The sequence below is a fragment of the Nosocomiicoccus ampullae genome (assembly GCF_019357495.1).
Lineage (GTDB): Bacteria > Bacillota > Bacilli > Staphylococcales > Salinicoccaceae > Nosocomiicoccus > Nosocomiicoccus ampullae.
Genome location: NZ_CP079110.1, coordinates 1,415,363 through 1,435,112 on the forward strand (window position 1 = coordinate 1,415,363; position 19,750 = coordinate 1,435,112).

20 protein-coding genes and 3 tRNA genes are annotated in these 19,750 nt (G+C 36.7%); 5 read left to right on the forward strand and 18 right to left on the reverse strand.

The window, feature by feature from the left end; translation table 11 throughout:
• The 9 genes from gltX to KPF49_RS07410 all read right to left on the reverse strand — a co-directional run bounded on the left by gltX (position 1) and on the right by KPF49_RS07410 (position 9,559).
• Complete coding sequence (gene gltX, locus KPF49_RS07370; protein WP_183673651.1) at positions 1-1,461, reverse strand: glutamate--tRNA ligase; 1,461 nt, start codon at positions 1,459-1,461, stop codon at positions 1-3.
• A 3-nt stretch (positions 1,462-1,464) separates the two neighbouring features.
• On the reverse strand, positions 1,465-1,941 hold the full coding sequence (gene ispF / locus KPF49_RS07375) for a 2-C-methyl-D-erythritol 2,4-cyclodiphosphate synthase (protein WP_183673649.1): 477 nt from the start codon (positions 1,939-1,941) through the stop codon (positions 1,465-1,467).
• Complete coding sequence (gene ispD / locus KPF49_RS07380; RefSeq protein WP_183673647.1) at positions 1,938-2,612, reverse strand: 2-C-methyl-D-erythritol 4-phosphate cytidylyltransferase; 675 nt, start codon at positions 2,610-2,612, stop codon at positions 1,938-1,940. Before ispD ends, ispF begins: the two co-directional genes overlap by 4 nt.
• Positions 2,609-3,631, reverse strand: a complete 1,023-nt coding sequence (locus KPF49_RS07385) for a PIN/TRAM domain-containing protein (RefSeq protein ID WP_183673645.1) — start codon at positions 3,629-3,631, stop codon at positions 2,609-2,611. The genes ispD and KPF49_RS07385 overlap by 4 nt, the downstream gene beginning before the upstream one ends.
• 17 nt (positions 3,632-3,648) lie before the next feature.
• Positions 3,649-5,022, reverse strand: coding sequence for a DNA repair protein RadA (radA, locus tag KPF49_RS07390; protein ID WP_183673643.1), 1,374 nt, complete (start codon positions 5,020-5,022; stop codon positions 3,649-3,651).
• A 125-nt stretch (positions 5,023-5,147) separates the two neighbouring features.
• Entirely contained in the window at positions 5,148-7,592 is a 2,445-nt protein-coding gene (locus KPF49_RS07395) for an ATP-dependent Clp protease ATP-binding subunit (protein ID WP_183673641.1), read from the reverse strand.
• Positions 7,593-7,595: 3 nt separating this feature from the next.
• The gene (locus KPF49_RS07400) at positions 7,596-8,609 is read right to left on the reverse strand and encodes a hypothetical protein (protein ID WP_183673639.1); all 1,014 of its coding nucleotides are present in this window, start codon (positions 8,607-8,609) and stop codon (positions 7,596-7,598) included.
• Positions 8,581-9,090, reverse strand: coding sequence for a UvrB/UvrC motif-containing protein (locus KPF49_RS07405; RefSeq protein ID WP_183673637.1), 510 nt, complete (start codon positions 9,088-9,090; stop codon positions 8,581-8,583). The genes KPF49_RS07400 and KPF49_RS07405 overlap by 29 nt, the downstream gene beginning before the upstream one ends.
• 4 nt (positions 9,091-9,094) lie before the next feature.
• Entirely contained in the window at positions 9,095-9,559 is a 465-nt protein-coding gene (locus tag KPF49_RS07410) for a CtsR family transcriptional regulator (protein WP_183673635.1), read from the reverse strand.
• 189 nt (positions 9,560-9,748) lie between these two features.
• On the opposite strand from KPF49_RS07410, the gene KPF49_RS07415 reads away from it, so the two are divergent.
• A complete protein-coding gene (locus KPF49_RS07415) occupies positions 9,749-10,963 on the forward strand; it encodes a NupC/NupG family nucleoside CNT transporter (RefSeq protein ID WP_183673633.1) in 1,215 nt (404 codons plus the stop codon).
• A gap of 72 nt (positions 10,964-11,035) precedes the next feature.
• The gene (locus KPF49_RS07420) at positions 11,036-11,491 is read left to right on the forward strand and encodes a stage III sporulation protein AH (RefSeq protein ID WP_183673631.1); all 456 of its coding nucleotides are present in this window, start codon (positions 11,036-11,038) and stop codon (positions 11,489-11,491) included.
• 58 nt (positions 11,492-11,549) lie between these two features.
• Here the strand turns inward: KPF49_RS07420 and rpsN are convergent, their stop codons facing one another.
• Entirely contained in the window at positions 11,550-11,819 is a 270-nt protein-coding gene (gene rpsN / locus KPF49_RS07425; protein WP_183673630.1) for a 30S ribosomal protein S14, read from the reverse strand.
• Between the two features lie 128 nt (positions 11,820-11,947).
• Between rpsN and KPF49_RS07430 the strand changes: the two genes are divergently transcribed.
• Entirely contained in the window at positions 11,948-13,261 is a 1,314-nt protein-coding gene (locus KPF49_RS07430) for a MurT ligase domain-containing protein (RefSeq protein WP_183673629.1), read from the forward strand.
• Between the two features lie 62 nt (positions 13,262-13,323).
• On the opposite strand, the gene KPF49_RS07435 is transcribed toward KPF49_RS07430, so the two are convergent.
• From KPF49_RS07435 to folP, 8 genes are all read right to left on the reverse strand, one after another.
• Positions 13,324-13,397, reverse strand: a tRNA-Ile gene (locus tag KPF49_RS07435).
• Positions 13,398-13,410: 13 nt separating this feature from the next.
• A tRNA-Gly gene (locus tag KPF49_RS07440) sits at positions 13,411-13,482 on the reverse strand.
• A gap of 26 nt (positions 13,483-13,508) precedes the next feature.
• Positions 13,509-13,581: transfer RNA gene (locus KPF49_RS07445), tRNA-Val, on the reverse strand.
• A 111-nt stretch (positions 13,582-13,692) separates the two neighbouring features.
• Positions 13,693-15,186, reverse strand: a complete 1,494-nt coding sequence (gene lysS, locus KPF49_RS07450) for a lysine--tRNA ligase (protein WP_183673627.1) — start codon at positions 15,184-15,186, stop codon at positions 13,693-13,695.
• Between the two features lie 13 nt (positions 15,187-15,199).
• Entirely contained in the window at positions 15,200-16,207 is a 1,008-nt protein-coding gene (gene dusB, locus KPF49_RS07455) for a tRNA dihydrouridine synthase DusB (protein WP_183673625.1), read from the reverse strand.
• Positions 16,200-16,676, reverse strand: coding sequence for a 2-amino-4-hydroxy-6-hydroxymethyldihydropteridine diphosphokinase (folK, locus tag KPF49_RS07460; protein ID WP_183673623.1), 477 nt, complete (start codon positions 16,674-16,676; stop codon positions 16,200-16,202). The genes dusB and folK overlap by 8 nt, the downstream gene beginning before the upstream one ends.
• Entirely contained in the window at positions 16,676-17,038 is a 363-nt protein-coding gene (gene folB / locus KPF49_RS07465) for a dihydroneopterin aldolase (protein WP_183673621.1), read from the reverse strand. Before folB ends, folK begins: the two co-directional genes overlap by 1 nt.
• Positions 17,039-17,836 carry a dihydropteroate synthase gene (gene folP / locus KPF49_RS07470; protein WP_221265228.1) on the reverse strand — a complete coding sequence of 266 codons (798 nt, stop codon included), beginning with the start codon at positions 17,834-17,836 and terminating at the stop codon, positions 17,039-17,041.
• 130 nt (positions 17,837-17,966) lie between these two features.
• On the opposite strand from folP, the gene KPF49_RS07475 reads away from it, so the two are divergent.
• Together KPF49_RS07475 and KPF49_RS07480 are read left to right on the forward strand one after the other, a co-directional pair.
• Positions 17,967-18,980, forward strand: coding sequence for a zinc-binding alcohol dehydrogenase family protein (locus tag KPF49_RS07475; protein WP_183673617.1), 1,014 nt, complete (start codon positions 17,967-17,969; stop codon positions 18,978-18,980).
• 44 nt (positions 18,981-19,024) lie between these two features.
• A complete protein-coding gene (locus KPF49_RS07480) occupies positions 19,025-19,717 on the forward strand; it encodes a YsnF/AvaK domain-containing protein (RefSeq protein WP_183673615.1) in 693 nt (230 codons plus the stop codon).
• The last annotated feature ends 33 nt before the right edge of the window (positions 19,718-19,750 follow it).

The window sequence follows — 19,750 nt, forward strand, 5'->3', positions numbered from 1 at the left end:
TTATAGACTTTTGATAACATTCTCAATGCGTGTGAGTACTGTGTCTTTTCCAAGTAATTCTAAAGCGTTTGGAAGTTCTGGTCCTTTTGTTTCACCAGTTGTTGCAACGCGGATTGGCATAAATAATTTTTTACCTTTGATGCCTGTTGCTTTTTGTACTTCTTTAATCGCTTTTTTAATGTTATCTGCTTTAAAGTCTTCTAAGTTGTTAAATGTTTCTTTTAATGCGTCCATTAACTCAGGCACTTGTTCTTCAGCTAAAACAGCTTTCGCATCCTCATCGTATGTTACTTCTGTTTTAAAGAACTGTTCAGATAATTCAACGATTTCTGCAGCGTAACTCATTTGCGGTTGGTATAATGCAACTAATCGTTTTGCCCAATCGAGTTCTTCTTCTGAAGCATTTTCACTTACAACTCCTTCTTTTACTAAGAATGGTAATGCAAGTTCAAACACTGCTTCAGTGTCTTTTTGTTTCATGTACTGGTTGTTTACCCATGCTAATTTTGTTTTGTCGAAGAATGCCGGTGATTTTGATAGACGGTCTTCAGTGAATAACTCAATGAATTCATCTTTAGAGAAAATTTCTTCTTCTCCACCTGGAGTCCAACCAAGTAATGCGATGAAGTTAAATAATGCTTCTGGTAAGTAGCCAAGTGCTTCATAGTCTTCAATGAATTGTAAAATTCCACTGTCACGTTTAGACAACTTTTTACGATCTTCATTTACGATTAACGTCATGTGACCAAATTCTGGCGCTTCAAAGCCGAGTGCGTCATACACCATAAGTTGGCGTGGTGTGTTTGATATATGGTCATCTCCACGTAATACGTGCGTAATATCCATTTCGTGATCGTCGATAACAACTGCGAAGTTGTATGTCGGTGTCCCATCTTTTTTCACGATGACCCAGTCACCAATACCATTTGAATCAAACGACACGTCACCTTTTACCATGTCGTTAAATGTGTATGTTTTATCTTTTGGAACACGAATACGAATTGATGGTTCTCTACCCTCAGCAATAAACGCTTCTTCTTCTTCTTTTGTTAAATTTGCATGTTTACCACTGTATTTTGGTTGTTGACCATTTTTTAGTTGTTCTTCACGTTCAGCTTCTAATTCTTCAGCTGTCATATAGCAGCGGTATGCTTTATCTTCTTCTAAAAGTTTGTCGATATAAGGTTTATAAATATGACTACGCTCTGATTGACGATACGGACCATAGTCTCCTCCGACGTCTACTGACTCATCCCAGTCAATACCTAACCATTTTAAATAGTTTAGCTGTGACGCTTCACCTTCGTCGACGTGACGTGCTTTGTCTGTATCTTCAATACGAATGATGAAATCCCCGTCGTAGTGACGAGCGAATAGGTAGTTAAATAACGCACTTCTTGCGTTTCCGATATGGAGATATCCTGTTGGACTTGGTGCGTATCTTACTCTTACTTTACTCATTGTTTAACCTCTTTCTTTTAATAAAATAACTGCTTCACTTGCGATTCCTTCTTGTCGACCAATTGGACCGAGCTTTTCATGCGTTGTCGCTTTGACGTTAACGTTATCTATAGACGTTTTTAATAAACGCGCAACATTTTCTCGAATCTCGTCAATATGCGGTCTAAACTTCGGTGCTTCTGCAATTATTAACGCATCGACGTTTCCGACTTCATAGTTTTTCTCAAACATTTTTTCAACGACTTCACTTAAAAGAAGTTGTGAATCCATGTCTTTATACTTCGGATCATTATCTGGGAAAAACTTGCCGATATCTCCAAGTGCTAATGCACCTAAAATTGCATCAGCAATCGTATGAAGTAACACATCCGCGTCACTATGACCGATGAGTCCTTTGTCGTGATCGATTTCAAGCCCTCCGATAATTAACGGACGCCCACTCGTTAATTGATGAACATCATATCCATGACCGATTCTCATTCATCTCTACTCCTTAATATTGCTTCAGATTGAATTAAATCTTCCGTCGTTGTAATTTTAATATTATTATACGTCGAATCGACGACAAATACATCGTGCCCGAATGCTTCAACCATCATCGCATCGTCAGTTACTTGTAAATGCCTGTCTCTTGCATAGTGATATGCATCCATTAATAAATTATAACAAAAAGCTTGTGGCGTGTGCACCTCAATGGTCGTATCCCTGTTAATTGTGTCAACAACTTTTCCGTCAACGACTTTTTTTAATGTATTTTTCGTCTTTACACCGCAAATCACAGCGTCTTTTTTCACGACTGCTTTTTTCAATCTTGTAAGCGTGTCGTCATCTAAAAATGGACGGGCTGCGTCATGCACAAAAACATAGTCCGTTTTTGCATGAACGAGTGCGTTATATATTGAATCTTGGCGCTCTTTACCACCTACGACGATTTTTTCTATTTTATTTAAATCTTTTAAATCGTTTTCTAATATATTAACCTCTTCTTTTCCTGTTGCGATAATAATCGCGCTGCAGTCTCGGTCATTCTCAAAAATCTCTACTGTTCGTTTAATAATCGACTTACCATTTAATTCATAACGAATTTTATTGAATCCAAGACCCATTCGTTTTCCAATACCGGCTGCTGGAATAATCGCTGTGTAATTCATGATTTCTCTCCAAGTTTTGTAAATATAATTCTTCCAGAGTGTGTTTGTAAAATCGATGTCACTTCAACAGTAACTGTTTCGTTAATATAGGATATTCCAGAATCTAAAACAACCATCGTACCGTCTGTTAAATAACCAACCCCTTGATTATCTTCTTTTCCAGCTTTTGTAATAAGAATTTCGAACGTATCCCCTTGCTGGACATGTAACTGCATCGCTTCACTAAGTTCATTTACATTTAATACGGTAATCTTATGTACTTTAGCGACCCGATTTAAATTATAATCTGTCGTTAAAATTGCTGCTTTTTCTTCTTTAGCTAATTCAATCAGTTGTTGGTCGACATCTAACTTATCGTACTGGATAGATTTTATTTTAACGTGCTCAGAATATTTTTGAAGCTCATTTAGAATGTCTAAGCCATGTTGTCCTTTATCTCGCTTAATATGATCTGTCGAATCTGCAATGAGTTGTAACTCATCTAATACAAACTGTGGGACGATAATTTCCCCTTCTAAAAATCCTGATTTTAAAACCTCTAGCACTCTACCATCGATAACAACACTCGTGTCTAATAACTTTTTAGTTGAATTTTTAGGTGCTCGGTTAAAAAGCTCTAATACTTCGTTCGTCTTTTTTAAACCGAGTTGATAACCTAAATATCCAAGAATCACTGCAGATATGAGTGGCAGTATTTCTCTAACAATTGGAATGTCTAGCATATTTGATAAAAGCGTAATAAAAACAGTAAACAATAAACCAACTAACATTCCAATCGTTGCGAAAAATATTTCTGTGACGTTGTTTGATAATAGTTTTCGTTCTACTTTCTTTAAACCTTTTACAAAATAAGGCAGCGTCCATAAAGTGGCCGCTAAAAATACTATCCCACCAATTGCACCATATAAAAATACGTTATTAATTGCATCTGGTAACCTTAAATTTGTAGAGTGATAACACCATACCCCAAGTGTTACACCCGTAAGAAAGTAGACGAGTGTTAATAGCCATCTTAACATTCGTCCATCTCCCTTTATTAATTTTTATAAACTTCCCTCATCGCGTCTTTTAAATGTTTTGCACCAATCACTTCAATATCGACAGGCGCTAAACCTTGTAAGTTCGACGCCGGAATAATCGCACGATTAAACCCTAGTTTTGCTGCTTCTTGAAGACGTTGTTCAATTTTAGTCACACGTCTAATTTCTCCAGTTAATCCAACTTCACCAATAAAGCACATGTCTCCTCGCACTGAAATATCTTTAAAGCTAGACGCGATTGCCATAATAACCGCAAAGTCCACTGCTGGTTCGTCTAATTTCACACCACCTGCGACTTTTATATACGCATCGTGCTGCTGCATAAGTAATCCTTCAGACTTTTCAAGCACCGCCATAAGTAGAGATAATCTATTATGGTCAATACCTGTGGCCATCCGTCTTGGATTATGAAAATGTGTCGGTGTAACGAGTGCTTGTATTTCAACGAGCATCGCACGTGTACCTTCCATCGCACAAACAATCGCAGCGCCTGGTGTATTTTTACTACGCTCTTCTAAAAAGATCTCTGAAGGATTTAACACTTCTTTTAGTCCGTCGTACTTCATTTCAAAAATACCCATTTCGTTTGTCGAACCAAAGCGATTCTTCACCGCTCTTAGTACTCTAAACGTATGATGCTGATCTCCTTCAAAATATAAGACCGTGTCTACCATATGTTCAAGTAAACGTGGCCCAGCAATTTGACCATCTTTAGTGACATGCCCGACAATGAATGTCGCAATATTTTGCCCTTTTGCGATATTCATAATAGACTGCGTACACTCACGGACTTGAGATACACTTCCTGGTGCACTTGTAACATCTGGATGAAAAATTGTTTGAATGGAGTCAATAATTAAAAAGTCAGGATTTAACTTCGTAATTTCATCATGTATATAAAATAAATTCGTCTCTGCATAGACATGTAAATTAGACGCATCATCTGTAATTCGATCTGCGCGCATTTTAATTTGCTCGAGTGATTCTTCTCCAGAAACGTATAAAACATTATACTCTTCTGCGAGTGTGAGTGCTGTTTGGAGTAAAATTGTAGATTTCCCAATACCCGGGTCACCACCAATTAAAATAAGCGAGCCATCGACGATGCCTCCGCCTAACACGCGGTCAAACTCTCCACTTTTTGTATGGGTACGTGGTGCTTCTTTTTTACTTATTTTAGATAATTGTGTCGCTTTTGTTTTTTCATTAGACACTTTACCTAACGTTCCGCGGCCCTTGGTTTTTTGTTCTTTATGAACAATTGACTCTTCCATTTGGTTCCAGACCCCGCAGTTCGGGCATCTGCCGTACCACTTTGGAGACTCATATCCACATGCTAAACATTCAAAAACTGTTTTTGTTTTTGCCATTTGTCGAAGATATCCTCCTCTTTTGTATTACACATTATTATATAGTTTTATATAGAATTATGAAAGTTTTGATAATCGATAAAAATAGGGCTAAAACTGATAATATCAGCTCTAGCCCTGTATTATTATTCATTGTCTGCTACTGGTGATTTTTCTTTTGTATCGACTTTAAATTTGTCATCTTTAAAGTCTACAAATACAGTTTTTCCTGTGATTTCTTCACCACGTAGTATTGCCTCACTAAGTGTGTCTTCAACGTTTTTCTGGATACTTCTAGATAATGGTCTTGCACCAAATTCTTTGTCGTACCCGTCATCAACAAGTGCTGTTACTGCGTCACTCGTTAACTCAACGTGAATGTTACGGTCTTCTAAACGCGCGTTTAAATCGTCGATCATTAGTGACACGATCTCTTCTAGGTGTTCTTTTTCTAAGCTATGGAAGACGATAATATCGTCTACACGGTTAATGAATTCTGGTCTGAATGTGTTTTTCAGTTCCTTCATCATCGTATTACGAATTGTTTCGTAGTCCTCAGATTGTTCTGTTGAACCGAAACCGACAAACTTGTTGTCTCTTAACTCTGTAGCACCAACGTTTGACGTCATCACAATTACTGTATTTCTAAAGTCCACAGTACGTCCTGTTGAGTCTGTTAAACGACCGTCGTCTAATACTTGAAGTAACATGTTAAAGACGTCTGGATGTGCTTTTTCAATCTCATCAAAGAGAATGAGTGAGTATGGTTTTCTGCGAACTTGTTCAGTTAACTGACCACCGTCATCATATCCAACATATCCCGGAGGAGAACCGACAAGTCTAGCAACACTATGTTTTTCCATATACTCAGACATATCGACACGAATCATCGCATCATCTTCACCGAATAGTGTTTCAGATAGAGCTTTTGCAAGCTCTGTTTTACCAACACCTGTTGGTCCTAAGAAGATAAAGCTACCAATCGGACGTTTAGGATCTTTTAACCCTGCTCTTGCACGGCGTACTGCTTTAGATATTGATTGCACCGCTTCATTTTGCCCGATGACTCTATCGTGTAAAATACTTTCTAAGTTTAATAGTCGATCTGATTCTTCTTCAGCAATTTTTTGTAGCGGAATACCTGTCATTTTAGAAATGACGATTTCGATATCACCACGTGTCACTTTTTGTTTTTCTGAAGACTGAGAATTTTTCCAGTTGTTTTCAAGTGTTTCTAATTTTTCTTCAATTTTCGTTTGGTCATCACGATATTTAGCTGCCGCTTCGAATTCTTGAGACTGAACTGCTGCATTTTTCTCTTTTTTCACTTTTTCAAGCTCGTCTTCTAAATCTTTTAAATCTGGTGGTGACATGTGAGATTTAAGACGCACTTTTGATGACGCTTCGTCAATTAAGTCGATTGCTTTATCTGGTAAGAATCTATCTTGAACATATCTATTAGACATGACTGCTGCAGCGTCTAGTGCTTCATCAGTAATTGTAACTCCGTGGTGTGCTTCGTAACGGTCACGTAATCCTTTTAAGATTAAGACTGTGTCTTCTACTGATGGTTGGTCAACGATAACCGGTTGGAAACGTCTTTCGAGCGCTGCGTCTTTTTCAATATGCTTACGATATTCTTCTAACGTTGTTGCACCAATAACTTGTACTTCTCCTCTAGAAAGTGAAGGTTTTAAGATGTTTGACGCATCCACAGAGCCTTCAGCACCACCTGCACCAATTAACGTGTGCATTTCGTCGATAAATAAAATGACATTTCCTGATTTTTTAATTTCATCCACGACTTTTTTCATACGCTCTTCGAATTCTCCGCGGTATTTTGTACCTGCAACAACTGTACCCATATCTAACATCATGACTCGTTTATCTTTTAATGTAGATGGGATTTCATTTTTAACAATTTGCTGAGCAAGTCCTTCTGCTACTGCAGTTTTACCGACCCCAGGCTCACCAATTAACACTGGGTTATTTTTCGTACGACGTGATAACACTTCGATCACACGTGTGATTTCATCAGAACGTCCGATTACTGGGTCTAAACTACCGTCTGATGCTTTTTTCGTTAAGTTTGTTGCAAGGCTATCTAAAGTTGGTGTGTCTGACTCTTCTTTAGTTTCTTGAGATTTAAAGTTTTGCGGATTACCAAGCATACGAATTACCATCGCACGAGCACGTGTAATGTTTAAGCCAAGTGAAGATAATACGCGCGCTGCAATTCCTTCAGTTTCACGGATTAAACCGAGTAATAAGTGCTCTGTTCCGACAAAGTTATGATGAAGTTTACGTGCTTCATCCATCGATAGTTCAATCACGCGTTTAGCACGTGGTGTGTAGTGAAGTGTTGTTGGTGTTTCTGTCCCTTCAGTGACGAATTTACTAATTTCTTTTTCGATCACTGGCTCAGTAATATCAAAAGCGTTTAGTACTTTTGCTGCGATACCTTCTTGTTCTCTAACAAGACCAAGTAGTAAATGTTCTGTACCAATATTTGAATGTTTTAAGCGAATTGCTTCTTCCTGTGCATACGCAAGTACGCGTTGTGCACGTTCAGTTAATTTACCGAATAACATATATTATTTTCCTCCTAAAGTACGTTTTAAAAATGTAGCACGCGCTTTATTTTCCGCCGCTTCTAGATGTACAGATTCTACGTCTTCTAATCCTTGACGGATAAATGCGTGTTGAATTTGCTTTAGCAATGCTTGAAACTCAAAATTTTCAAGCTCTAAAACGTTCATATCTACGCCGTATTTAATATGACTTAAATGCATCGCTGCTTCTTCTAACGACATTTGTTCAGCGTATCTAAGTAACCCGTATGATCTAAATATCGCATCACGCACTGTCAGTGCACGGTTATGATAAAACCACTCTCTCATACGTGTTTCTTCATATATAATTTGTTCTTTTATTTCATCTAAATGGTGAATAATTTCTAACTCACTTAGTCCAAGTGTCACTTGGTTAGAGAGTTGATAAACGTCACCAACCGGATTCGATCCTTCACCATAAATACCTCTTAACGTATACCCCATTCTCGTTAAAACATCACGTAATCTTCGAATACGATTATTTCTCGTGAGTGCCGGCAAGTGTAACATAACTGAGGCACGTAAACCGGTACCGACGTTTGTGGGGCATGCCGTTTTAAATCCGTATTGACGATCGAACTGGTAATCAAAATCTTTTTCAATCGTATCATCGATATCAGAGGCGATTTCATATAGTTCTTCAAGTGAGTGTCCAACATTCATCACTTGAATTCTAATGTGGTCTTCTTCCCCGACCATAATCGATGTCGATTCGTCCTCACTTACAATTAACGAATGCCCTCTACGTTTAAATAGTGGACTAATTAAAAATTTTTCTATCATTAATTGTTTTTCAATCTCTGACAAATCGTCCATTTTAATAACCTCAAAGCCTGTGTACTTATTTCTAATAGTTTTTAAAACCTCATCGTACTCTGACTTATCTTTAATTAAGTGTGGATATGTTAACCCTTCAATATTCCTAGCAAGGCGGATGCGTGAAGACATCTCAATCGGTGCGTTTGGACTATTTTTCAGCCAAGGACTCGTCTTCATCGTTATCATCCTCCTTTAAGGCTTTAATTTCATCTCTAATAATTGCTGCTTCTTCAAACTCTTGTGCTTTTACAAGTTTATCGAGTTTCTTTTCAAGTGCTTCGATTTTTTCTTCTTGCTTTAAATACATTTCATAAGAACCTGGCACTTTTCCTGTATGGCTATCTTTTAAAAGTTGTGCACGGTTTATAATTTGATTTGCTTCTTCACTAAATGTTTTATAACAATCACCACAGCCAAATAAACCATTATCTCGTATCGATTGTAGTGTCGAACCACATGTAGGACAAGTTTTTACTTCTGATTGTGACTTCAATATAAATTTATTTAGTGAGTGATGATGCTGGTGTTTTGTGTCATTATTGCTTTGTAATAATTCGTGTGCGCATGTGTCGCATAAAAATAGTTCGCTTTTTTGATTATTTTGACTGATCGACACTTGAATCATTGCTTCACGCTTATGACATCTTTCGCATCGCATACAATCACTCCTCGTATAATATTGCTTCAATTACGTTACGCATAATATGTGCACGTAATATATCTCTTTCAGGTAATTCGATTAATAATGTTTCTCTTAAAATAATTCTATCCATAATACGCGCCTCATTATAAGTGATGACTTCTGCGTCGTACATCGACTGAATTAAATGTTGAGCATTCGTTTGAGAAAGTTTGTTACCGATTAGACTTAATATATGTTCTAAATAATCTGCTTTGTTATGAGTTTCTATTTTAGTAATTCTAATGTAACCACCGCCCCCACGCTTACTTTCAACAATGTAACCAAGTTCGTTTGTAAACCGCGTTTTAATAACGTAGTTTAGCTGAGACGGTACACAATCGAATTTCTCTGCGATTTGTGCACGTTTAATTTCAACGCGTTCATTATGAGACTCTGCAATTTTTTGCTTCAAATAAGCCTCAATAATATCCGACATGTTTCGCATAGAATCACCTCTTTTGACCTTCTTTGACTATAGTATAACTTATTTGACCTATTTTAATCAATTGCAACGCATTTTTAATACTATATACGATGGTTTTTACTTCACTGATTATCAATATAAGCCTTTACATCCGTTGTTATGAATAGGTATAATATTTCTGACGACTACATAATTTACAGGGGTGTCTATATGAATATAATATGGGGAGTTATCGGTATTGCTGTAACTTTTTTCCTCGCTTGGATTGCGAGTTCCGATAGAAAGCGTGCGTTTAAAAAGTGGAAACAAATACTGTTATTACTCGCTCTACAACTATTATTTGCCTTCTCAATTCTTTCAACTGGTGCTGGGCAAAAAGTAGTTGAAAGTTTAGCATTTGGTTTTGGAAAACTACTTGAGTTTGCAGCGGAAGGGACTAGTTTTGTTTTTGGCCCATTAATGATCGATGCAAACGGAGAAGCACAATTCGTTTTCTTCTTTAACGTATTAATTCCTATTATTGTTATTTCAGCACTAATTGGGGTGTTACAGTACTTAAAGATTTTACCAGCAATCATCCATGGATTAGGATGGATTTTATCAAAAATTACAGGTATGGGCTTCATAGAATCATATAACGGAGCTGCTTCAATGTTTTTAGGACAATCTGAAGTGTTTGTTTCATTAAAGAACCAAATTCCATTACTTGGTGAACAACGTCTCTACACACTTGCAGCGCAAGCAATGAGTTCTATTTCACTATCCATGGTAGCAGCATATATGACTTTACTTGCGCCTGAATACGTAATTACAGCGATTATTTTAAACTTATTCAGTGTTTATATCATTGTACATATCATTAACCCATACGACTTACCAGAAGAAGAAAACTATACAGCATCTGAATCAAATCCAGATGAAGGTAAATCTTTCTTCCAAATTCTAAGTGACTATATTTTACAAGGTGCGTTAATTGCAGTTATCGTTGGGGCAATGCTTATCGCGTTTAACGCATTAATTGCTATTTTAAACAACTTATTCTTAGCAATTCCTGGATCATCATTAACATTCCAAGATATTCTAGGCTATATTTTAATGCCACTTGCGGTAATAATTGGTGTACCAGTTGCTGAAGCACATGAAGTTGGTATTTTAATGGCAACAAAGCTTGTTACAAATGAATTTGTTGCGATGGAAAACTTACAACTCATTAAAGAAACACTTGCTCCAAGAACACAAGCAATGATCTCAGTATTCTTAGTATCATTTGCAAACTTTGGTTCTATCGGTATTATCGTTGGAACAGTTAAAGGTATTCATGCAAAATCTGGAGACTTAATTGCAAAATTTGGTTTAAAACTTGTCTACGGTGCATCACTTGTATCTGTTTTAAGTGCAGTTATCGTAGGATTATTCATAAGATAATTTTAAAGGTATGTCATTTGGCATACCTTTTTATTATTTAATAAATGATACACTATATATGAGGTGAAAGTTATGATAGCAATCAAAAATAATCCAACAGGTAAAACTTACGAAGCGTTATTAGATTTTCTCTTTAAAACATGTGATCAATTTCAACTCGTTGTACGTACAGATATTTTAAAGTATAAAGATTCATTTAAAGATTTAGATGAATGGTTTGGAGACTCTTTTATAGAAACACTTGATCAGCACGAATGGCCATCGACAAACCTTTTTGATGATATTGCGAAAGTGTACTATTTTAAAACGACAGAAGATGCAAAAGAAATTCTTTTAGAAAAGTCGAGCAGTCTTTTCGATTGGAGTTTACCTAATTTACCGGAGGACTTATGTTTCTTTAAAGATGATGAAGCGTATTTAAGTGTCTCTTCAGAACTTGAAGAAATCTATATTTACCCTACTTCACACGATGAAGTTCGTGAAATTAAAGAAATTGATGGTTTAAAAACAGTAGAAGTCTCATTTTAAATAAATTAATCCCTCTAAAGTTTATGACTTTAGAGGGATTAATTATATAAAATCTATATTACCAACTTGCTTTTTTAACACCAGGTATTTGACCCTTGTGAGCAAGCTCTCTGAACTTAATACGTGAAATACCAAATTGTCTAGATACACCGTGTGGGCGTCCTGTAATTTCACAACGGTTAACAACACGTGTTGGAGACGCATCTCTCGGAAGTTTTTTAAGACCTTCATAGTCTTTATTTTTCTTCATTTCTTCTCGAATCGCACGATATTTTTCGACTGTTTCTTGGCGTTTTTTATTTTTAGCTATTTTTGATTTTTTAGCCATGTAATCCTCCTAATTCGTAATTATTACGTTTTATAATTATACCACTATTTTCCCTAAATTCAAATTTATTTATCGAATTAATTTTAAAATGCTATAATAATATTTATTAATTTTAAGGAGAAAGATCAATGTCTATTAGAACGAATTTTGCTTTACTTTCAGGACGAATCACAAAACATTTACTCATGAAAACGACTGGTGGTGGTAGTAGCTTACCCGGGAAAGTCGCACATAGAATTTCACCAAATGTTTTAGATGATGTGAGTCAGTATTACGACGTCATCATCGTCACTGGAACGAACGGAAAGACATTGACGACGAGTCTAATCACTAATATTTTTAAAAGAAAATATGATAATATCGTCACAAATAGCCGTGGCAGTAACATGCTGCAAGGAATTATTGGTGCATTTGTTGATTCTAAACCAAACAAACATAAAAAAGGAATTGCGATTTTAGAAGTTGATGAGGGAAGCTTAAATAACGTTGTTGAAGCACTCAATCCTAAATACATTATTCATACAAATCTTTTCTTAGATCAAATGGACCGTTACGGCGATGTAAAAGAAACGTATCAATTACTCGTCAATGCAGCAAAAAAAGTGCCTGACGCTACACTTTTACAAAACGGAGATTTACCACTATTTTCTAGTGTACCTCTTCCGAATAAACGTAAATTTTTCGGCGTCGACGTTCAAGCTGAATCTCCAAAGATAAACCATTGTCCACGCTGTAATCATACTTTATCTTATAAAACTTATACATATTCTGGTCAAGGAAATTTCACTTGTCATGCGTGTCATTTAGAACGCCCAGAATTAAAATATACAGTAGATAATATTTATAACCTCAGTGAATCTAGTTCAACGTTTGAAATTGACGGCGAAAGATTTACGATACCTGTCGCTGGATTATATAATATTTACAATGCACTCGCAGCATATAGTATGGCAAAAGAATATAGTATAGAAAACGAAATTATAAAAGCAGCATTTTTAGAAATGAAACGCGTATTTGGTCGCCAAGAGTTAATTTCATTTAAAAATCAAATCGCGACATTAAATGTCGTTAAAAATCCAGTCGGCTTAAATCAAGTCCTCTCTTTAATTGAAAAGTCTGAAACACCATTAATGTTAGTCGCTCTTTTAAATAATCGTCCCGCAGACGGTGTGGACATTAGTTGGCTAAAGGATGGTAACTTTGAATCACTCGCTGATCAGGATATCATTGAAATTAAAACGGGTGGAATTAGTGCTGAAGTTATGACAAATCGCTTAATTGAAGCTGGATTTAATGAGTCACTCATCAAAGAGTATGACGATTTAGAAAAGATTGTTTCAGATTTACAAAATTCAGATGCTAAAAATATCCAAATTATTGCGTCGTATACAGCAATGTTAGAGTTTAGAAAAATATTAAAAGATAAAGAAATTATCAACTAACCGCTAATTTAATTAGCGGTTTTTTTGCATAAAAAAAGACAGTCATTCAGACTGTCAAAAAGTGGGCCTAGGTAGACTCGAACTACCGACCTCACGCTTATCAGGCGTGCGCTCTAACCAACTGAGCTATAGGCCCTTAGAATACAGAAAGCGGAAGACGGGATTCGAACCCGCGACCCCCACCTTGGCAAGGTGGTGTTCTACCACTGAACTACTTCCGCATATATATTCAATTTTGAAATAAAAATGGAGAATGGCGGGCTCGAACCACCGACCCCTTGCTTGTCGAGCAAGTGCTCTCCCAACTGAGCTAATCCTCCGTGTTGACGAACAAATATTATAATATCCCATATTTTTCACAAAGTCAATACATTATTCAATATTACTTATATATATTAAAGCATCCACCGATTTCTCGGTGGATGCTTTAATTATTTACTTTGTCTCATATATGGGAATAGTAGGACGTCACGAATTGATGATGCATTCGTTAATAGCATAACGAGACGGTCAATTCCGATACCTAATCCCCCTGTTGGTGGTAATCCGTATTCAAGTGCTTCAATGAAGTCTTCATCCATTTCGTGCGCTTCGTCATTTCCACTATCTGCTTCGTCGACTTGCATTTGGAATCTTTCTCGTTGATCAATTGGATCATTTAACTCCGTAAATGCATTCGCGTGTTCACGACCAACAATGAATAATTCGAAGCGATCTGTAAATCTTTCGTCTTCAGGGTTTTTCTTAGATAACGGTGATACTTCTACTGGGTGTCCGTAGACGAATGTAGGTTGATGTAGGTGCTCTTCTACTTTTTGTTCGAAGAATTCGTTTAACACGTGACCAAATGTACTGTGGAATTTATCGACTTCTACATCGTGTTCTTTTGCGAGTTCAAGTGCTTCTTCGTCTGACATCTCTTTAAAGAAATCTACACCTGTATATTCTTTAACAATTTCTGCCATATGAACTCTACGCCAACCTGGTGAAAGATCAATTTCTTCTCCTTCATATTCAATGACTGATGATCCGAGCACTTCTTTTGCAACGTGTGCAACTAAGTTTTCAGTTAAGTCCATAATATCTTTATAATCTGCATATGCTTCATATAACTCTAGCATTGTGAATTCAGGGTTATGGCGTGTTGATACCCCTTCATTACGGAATACTCTTCCGATTTCGTATACTTTATCGAGTCCACCAACGACAAGTCGTTTTAAGTGTAACTCTAAAGCAATTCGCATATATAAATCAACGTCTAGCGCATTGTGGTGTGTGATGAATGGACGAGCTTGTGCCCCACCAGCAATCGCATGCATCATTGGTGTTTCAACTTCTAAGAAGCCTTCACCGTCTAAATATCTTCTAATTTCAGTAATGATTTTACTGCGTAAAATAAAGCGGGCTTTAGACTCATCGTTAGTAAGTAGGTCTAAGTAACGTTTTCTATAACGCTCTTCAACGTCTTGAAGTCCATGGTGTTTATCTGGTAATGGGCGAAGTGCTTTAGATAAATGGAAATATTCTGTTGCTTTTACAGATAATTCGCCTGTATTTGTTTTAAACATAACACCTTCAATACCTACGATATCACCGAGGTCTGTTTGTTTCCATACATCAAACGCATCTTCACCAATTTGGTCTTTACGTACGTATATTTGAATTTGCCCATCGATATCTTGAACATGCGCAAATCCTGCTTTACCTTTACCGCGTTTTGTCATAATACGACCTGCGATACGTACTTTTGATTCATTTTCTTTTTCTTTTAATTCTTCTTTAGAAAACTCATCCCACTTTGCATAAAGTTCTTTTGACGTTGCGTCAGTTTCAAACTTTTGCCCGAACGGGTCGAGTCCTTTTTCACGAAGGTCGTTCATCTTATTTAAACGAACTTCAATTTGGTCATTAATCTCTTCACTCATTGATAGATTCTCCTTATACAAGTATTTCTTTGTTTAATTTATGTTCACGTGTTGATGTTTCTTTTAAAAACTCTTGAAGCATATTCACTAACTCTTCACGTGTACTTACTTCTTTAAGCGATTGGCGAATTTTACCTCCACCACGCACATTTCGTAAGTACCATGAAGCATGCTTTCTCATCTCCATAAGCGCTGTTTTCTCACCTTTTAAGTCGATGAGACGGTCCATATGAAGAGTTAATACATCAATTTTTTCTTTTAAATCTGGTTCGTCTAATAACTCACCAGTTTTTAAATAATGGACAGTTCTATAAATCATCCATGGATTCCCTTGTGCTGCGCGACCAATCATTACTGCGTCGACACCTGTTTCGTCAAGCATCTTTTTCGCGAGTTCTGGACTCGTCACGTCCCCGTTACCAATGACCGGAATACTCACCGCTTCTTTTACTTCTTTAATAACTTTCCAGTTCGCTTTACCTTCATACATTTGAACACGTGTACGGCCATGCATCGCAATCGCAGACGCACCAGCACGTTCAGCAGCTTTTGCATTTTCTACTGCATAAATATGATCTTCATCCCATCCGATACGCATTTTACACGTCACTGGCTTCTCAACTGCTTCTACAACAGCACTCACCATTTCGTAAATTTTGTTAGGGTCGAGTAACCATCTTGCACCTGCTTCACAGCGAATGACCTTATTTACTGGACATCCCATGTTGATGTCTATAATGTCCGCATTTGTATGCTGGTCCACATATTTAGCCGCTTCAACTAAAGTTTCTTTTTCACCGCCAAAAATTTGGAGAGATATCGGATGTTCAGCTTCATCGACTTCGAGCATCTTTAACGTTCTCTTACTATTCAATAACAATGCTTTGTCGCTGATCATTTCAGCGCATACCATTCCAGCACCAAATTCTTTCACAGTTTTTCTAAATGCGACATTGGAAATACCTGCCATTGGTGCTAACACGACGCGGTTTGGGATTTCAACATTCCCAATTTTAAACATTGTTGTCACCGTTTAATTCGTCTAACAGTTCTTTTACTGTTTTGTTGAATGTCGGGTGAACAGCGTTTGGCGCAATTTCGTTTAGTGGTTCTAAGACGAATTTTCTTAAATGCATCTCTTCATGCGGGACTATTAAGTTATCGATGTCGATTTCTAAGTCTTCATACATTAATACATCGATATCAATAATTCTTGGCCCCCACACTTCTTCACGCACACGTCCAAGTTCGTTTTCTACTGATAAACAAAATTCTAACAGTTCAATCGGTTCTAAATCCGTTTTTACTTCGAGTACCATATTTAAAAAATCAGGTTGGTCTGTTTTACCATATGGTGCAGTTTCGTAAATTGATGACTCTTTTGCTACTTCGACGTGCGGTCCAGCATTTAATAACTGAATTGCACGTTTTAAGTTTTCATGTCGTTCACCAATATTTGCACCAAGTCCTAAATAAGCTTTAGCTTTCATTATTTAACCTCTCTATTTAACGTCACACTCACATCTTTGTAGTTGCCGTCAATTGGTGGACTCGGTTTTGTGATTGTAACTTCAATTTTTTTCACAGCAGGATAATCACTCATAAGTTTTTCAATAATTTTATGTCCCAAGTGCTCGAGTAAATTCACTGGTGGACCTTGAACAATTGTTTCAACCGATTCATACACTTCGGCATAATTAATCGTGTCGTTAACATCGTCTGAAAATCCTGCGTCACTTAAATCCGTATATAATGCCACGTCAACGATGAAATACTGACCAATATCACGCTCTGCTTGTAAAACACCGTGATATGCGTAAAGTCGAATACCATTTACTTTTATAATATCCATTTAATTTCCTCTCAACTTCATATAAACATCACTAATGTCTCGGTTCATTTTTACATTATGAACACGCACTGCATCTACGCCGTGGTTAATACCAATAACTGTTGTTGCTGCAGTACCAGCGTCTCTATCTTTTGGTCCTCTATCGTCTTCGATAAGTTCTTTAATCATTCGTTTACGACTTGTTGCGAGTAGAACCTTATACCCTAAATCGACAAGTTTGTGTAAGTTTTTCATCACTTTAATTTCTTCGTCTCGTGATTTTACAAATCCAACACCTGGATCTAACCAGATGTTTTCATCTTTAATATTATATTTCTTACACAGTTCTACACTTTCTTTTAACTCCGCAATCATACCTTCAACGACATCGTCGTATTTACCATGCTCATTATTGTGCATTAGAATAATCGGCACGTTATATTCGCTGACGACTTCTAATATCTTTTCATCATACGTTCCACGCCACTGATCGTTAATAATCGTAGCTCCTGCTTCAATACTCGCTTTTGCAACTTCACTACGAAACGTGTCTACAGAAATGTCGACATTTAAATTTAAGTTGTGAATCGCTTCGACTACTGGAACGACACGTTTAATTTCTTCCTCAACAGAAATAGGAGTATGCCCTCCTGGACGCGTTGAATAACCGCCGACATCGATAATATCTGCACCGTCTTTAACCATTTGCTCTGCGTGTTCGACCGCATGATCTAGCTGATGAAACTCTCCACCGTCACTGAAAGAGTCCGGTGTGACATTTAATATGCCCATAATTTGTAGTCGCTTCACTCTAATCATCCTCAATTACATAGAATATAAGTATTATACCATTTTTTTATCGGCTTTTTAACTTATAAATTCTTTGACGGTTTCTTATGTTAGAAGTAAGGGTATTCATATATTAACTATTAAATTGGAGGCGTTAAACATGTATGCGATTGTTGCAGATGAACCATTTAAACTAAGTGAAGGAAATAAGTTTTACAAAAAAGACTTCGAAAAACCAGAATTAAACGATAAAGACGTATTTGTTAAAGTAAAATCGATTGGTATGAACCCTGTCGATACAAAAACACGTCAAACTGAAATTAAACACCCACCGAGAATACTCGGTTACGATGCGGTCGGTGTTGTTGAAGATGTTGGAAGTGAAGTAACGAGCTATAAAAAAGGAGACGTCGTTTTTTACTCTGGTCGTGCAGATGTCGACGGCTCGAACGCAACACATCAAGTGATGCATGAGGCATATATCGCGCATGCACCTAAAAACGTATCGCTTAATGAAGCGGCTGGATTTCCACTCACTAGCCTTACTGCGTCAGAAACACTTTTTGAAGTGTTTAATATTAGTAAAAATAAAGAAGACAATAAGGGTAAATCTATCCTTATTATTAACGGTGCAGGTGGCGTTGGAAGTATGGCGACACAAATTGCGAAACACTACGGCCTCACAGTCATCACAACCGCATCAAAAGATGAAACAAAAGAATGGTCAAAATCACTCGGTGCCGACATCGTGTTAAATCATAAAAATGATTTACGTGATGAATTTAAATCTCATAATATCGAAAACGTCGACTATGTATTTTGTACATTTGACACAGATTTATATTATGAAGTGATGATTGACCTTGTAAAACCACGTGGTCATATCGCAACAATTGTCGCATTTACTGAAAAACAAGACTTAAACCTCTTAAAAGCAAAAAGTATTACATTTACACATGAATTTATGTTTACAAGAGCACTACAAGATCTTGATGATCAGTATCAGTACCATAGATACTTAAGTGAAATTAGTCATCTTATTAATGAAGGTGTTTATAAACCAACAGTCACAGAGGTTATGAAAGGATTATCAGTAGACAATATCTTTAAAGCACATGAAAAATTAGAAAATCACGAAGTTCATGGAAAACTCGTTATAGAAGTTGAAGAGTAAGAGTATAAGTATGTTTAAAAAATTATAGATTTGGAGTGATTACTATGTCACAATTTACTCACGCACAAAATATAACTGAATTAGATAAAAAAATTAATGCATACGTCGCGCGTGGTTATGAACCGAATGAATTAACTGTATTTACCGCTCAACCAGTTCCCGAACTTTTACAAAAATATAGTGGACTAAACGAAGCGATTATTACCGACGAAACGACTGACGCTTCTGTTTTTAAAGATTTTACCGATGAAGAACTCATCGAAGTTTCTAATTTACTCGATCGAGGTGAGTACTTGTTATTCATCTTTAATGAAGGTGATAACAATAAACAAGAAGTACCTGGAAAATTCGAACTACATGAAGAACAACTCGTCGCGAATAAACACACTGTTGACGCAGGGGAAGTAAATGTTAGAAAACGTGTAAAAACACGTGAAGAAGAAGTCGATGTACCGATTCAAAAAGATTCCGTCACCATCGAACGTCATAAGTTTGAAGAAGAGCCGTTATTATCAGAATACAATAACGCTGAAGACACTGACGACATCAACGTTACGCGTATACCAGTGACTCGAGAGCGTATTCGCATTATTAAAGAGCAAGTCGTTTCTGAAGAAATTGTTATTCGAAAAGAAGTGACAGAAGAAGTGAAACATATTAAAGACACCGTCCAATACGATGACATTGAAGTCGATAAGACTGGTGATAATTTGAATGTAACAAAGAGAGAAAAATAAGCAGAAAAAACCCAGTAGCAATTTGAGCTACTG

Coding starts and splice junctions, on each gene's coding strand:
- KPF49_RS07405 (WP_183673637.1), bottom strand. CDS start 9,090: ATGCGATGCGAAAGATGTCATAAGCGTGAAGCAATGATTCAAGTGTCG.
- ispD (WP_183673647.1), bottom strand. CDS start 2,612: ATGAATTACACAGCGATTATTCCAGCAGCCGGTATTGGAAAACGAATG.
- KPF49_RS07480 (WP_183673615.1), top strand. CDS start 19,025: ATGTCACAATTTACTCACGCACAAAATATAACTGAATTAGATAAAAAA.
- radA (WP_183673643.1), bottom strand. CDS start 5,022: ATGGCAAAAACAAAAACAGTTTTTGAATGTTTAGCATGTGGATATGAG.
- KPF49_RS07395 (WP_183673641.1), bottom strand. CDS start 7,592: ATGTTATTCGGTAAATTAACTGAACGTGCACAACGCGTACTTGCGTAT.
- folK (WP_183673623.1), bottom strand. CDS start 16,676: ATGAAAGCTAAAGCTTATTTAGGACTTGGTGCAAATATTGGTGAACGA.
- KPF49_RS07475 (WP_183673617.1), top strand. CDS start 17,967: ATGTATGCGATTGTTGCAGATGAACCATTTAAACTAAGTGAAGGAAAT.
- KPF49_RS07415 (WP_183673633.1), top strand. CDS start 9,749: ATGAATATAATATGGGGAGTTATCGGTATTGCTGTAACTTTTTTCCTC.
- gltX (WP_183673651.1), bottom strand. CDS start 1,461: ATGAGTAAAGTAAGAGTAAGATACGCACCAAGTCCAACAGGATATCTC.
- lysS (WP_183673627.1), bottom strand. CDS start 15,186: ATGAGTGAAGAGATTAATGACCAAATTGAAGTTCGTTTAAATAAGATG.
- KPF49_RS07420 (WP_183673631.1), top strand. CDS start 11,036: ATGATAGCAATCAAAAATAATCCAACAGGTAAAACTTACGAAGCGTTA.
- folP (WP_221265228.1), bottom strand. CDS start 17,836: ATGATTAGAGTGAAGCGACTACAAATTATGGGCATATTAAATGTCACA.
- ispF (WP_183673649.1), bottom strand. CDS start 1,941: ATGAGAATCGGTCATGGATATGATGTTCATCAATTAACGAGTGGGCGT.
- KPF49_RS07385 (WP_183673645.1), bottom strand. CDS start 3,631: ATGTTAAGATGGCTATTAACACTCGTCTACTTTCTTACGGGTGTAACA.
- KPF49_RS07410 (WP_183673635.1), bottom strand. CDS start 9,559: ATGCGAAACATGTCGGATATTATTGAGGCTTATTTGAAGCAAAAAATT.
- KPF49_RS07400 (WP_183673639.1), bottom strand. CDS start 8,609: ATGAAGACGAGTCCTTGGCTGAAAAATAGTCCAAACGCACCGATTGAG.
- rpsN (WP_183673630.1), bottom strand. CDS start 11,819: ATGGCTAAAAAATCAAAAATAGCTAAAAATAAAAAACGCCAAGAAACA.
- dusB (WP_183673625.1), bottom strand. CDS start 16,207: ATGTTTAAAATTGGGAATGTTGAAATCCCAAACCGCGTCGTGTTAGCA.
- KPF49_RS07430 (WP_183673629.1), top strand. CDS start 11,948: ATGTCTATTAGAACGAATTTTGCTTTACTTTCAGGACGAATCACAAAA.
- folB (WP_183673621.1), bottom strand. CDS start 17,038: ATGGATATTATAAAAGTAAATGGTATTCGACTTTACGCATATCACGGT.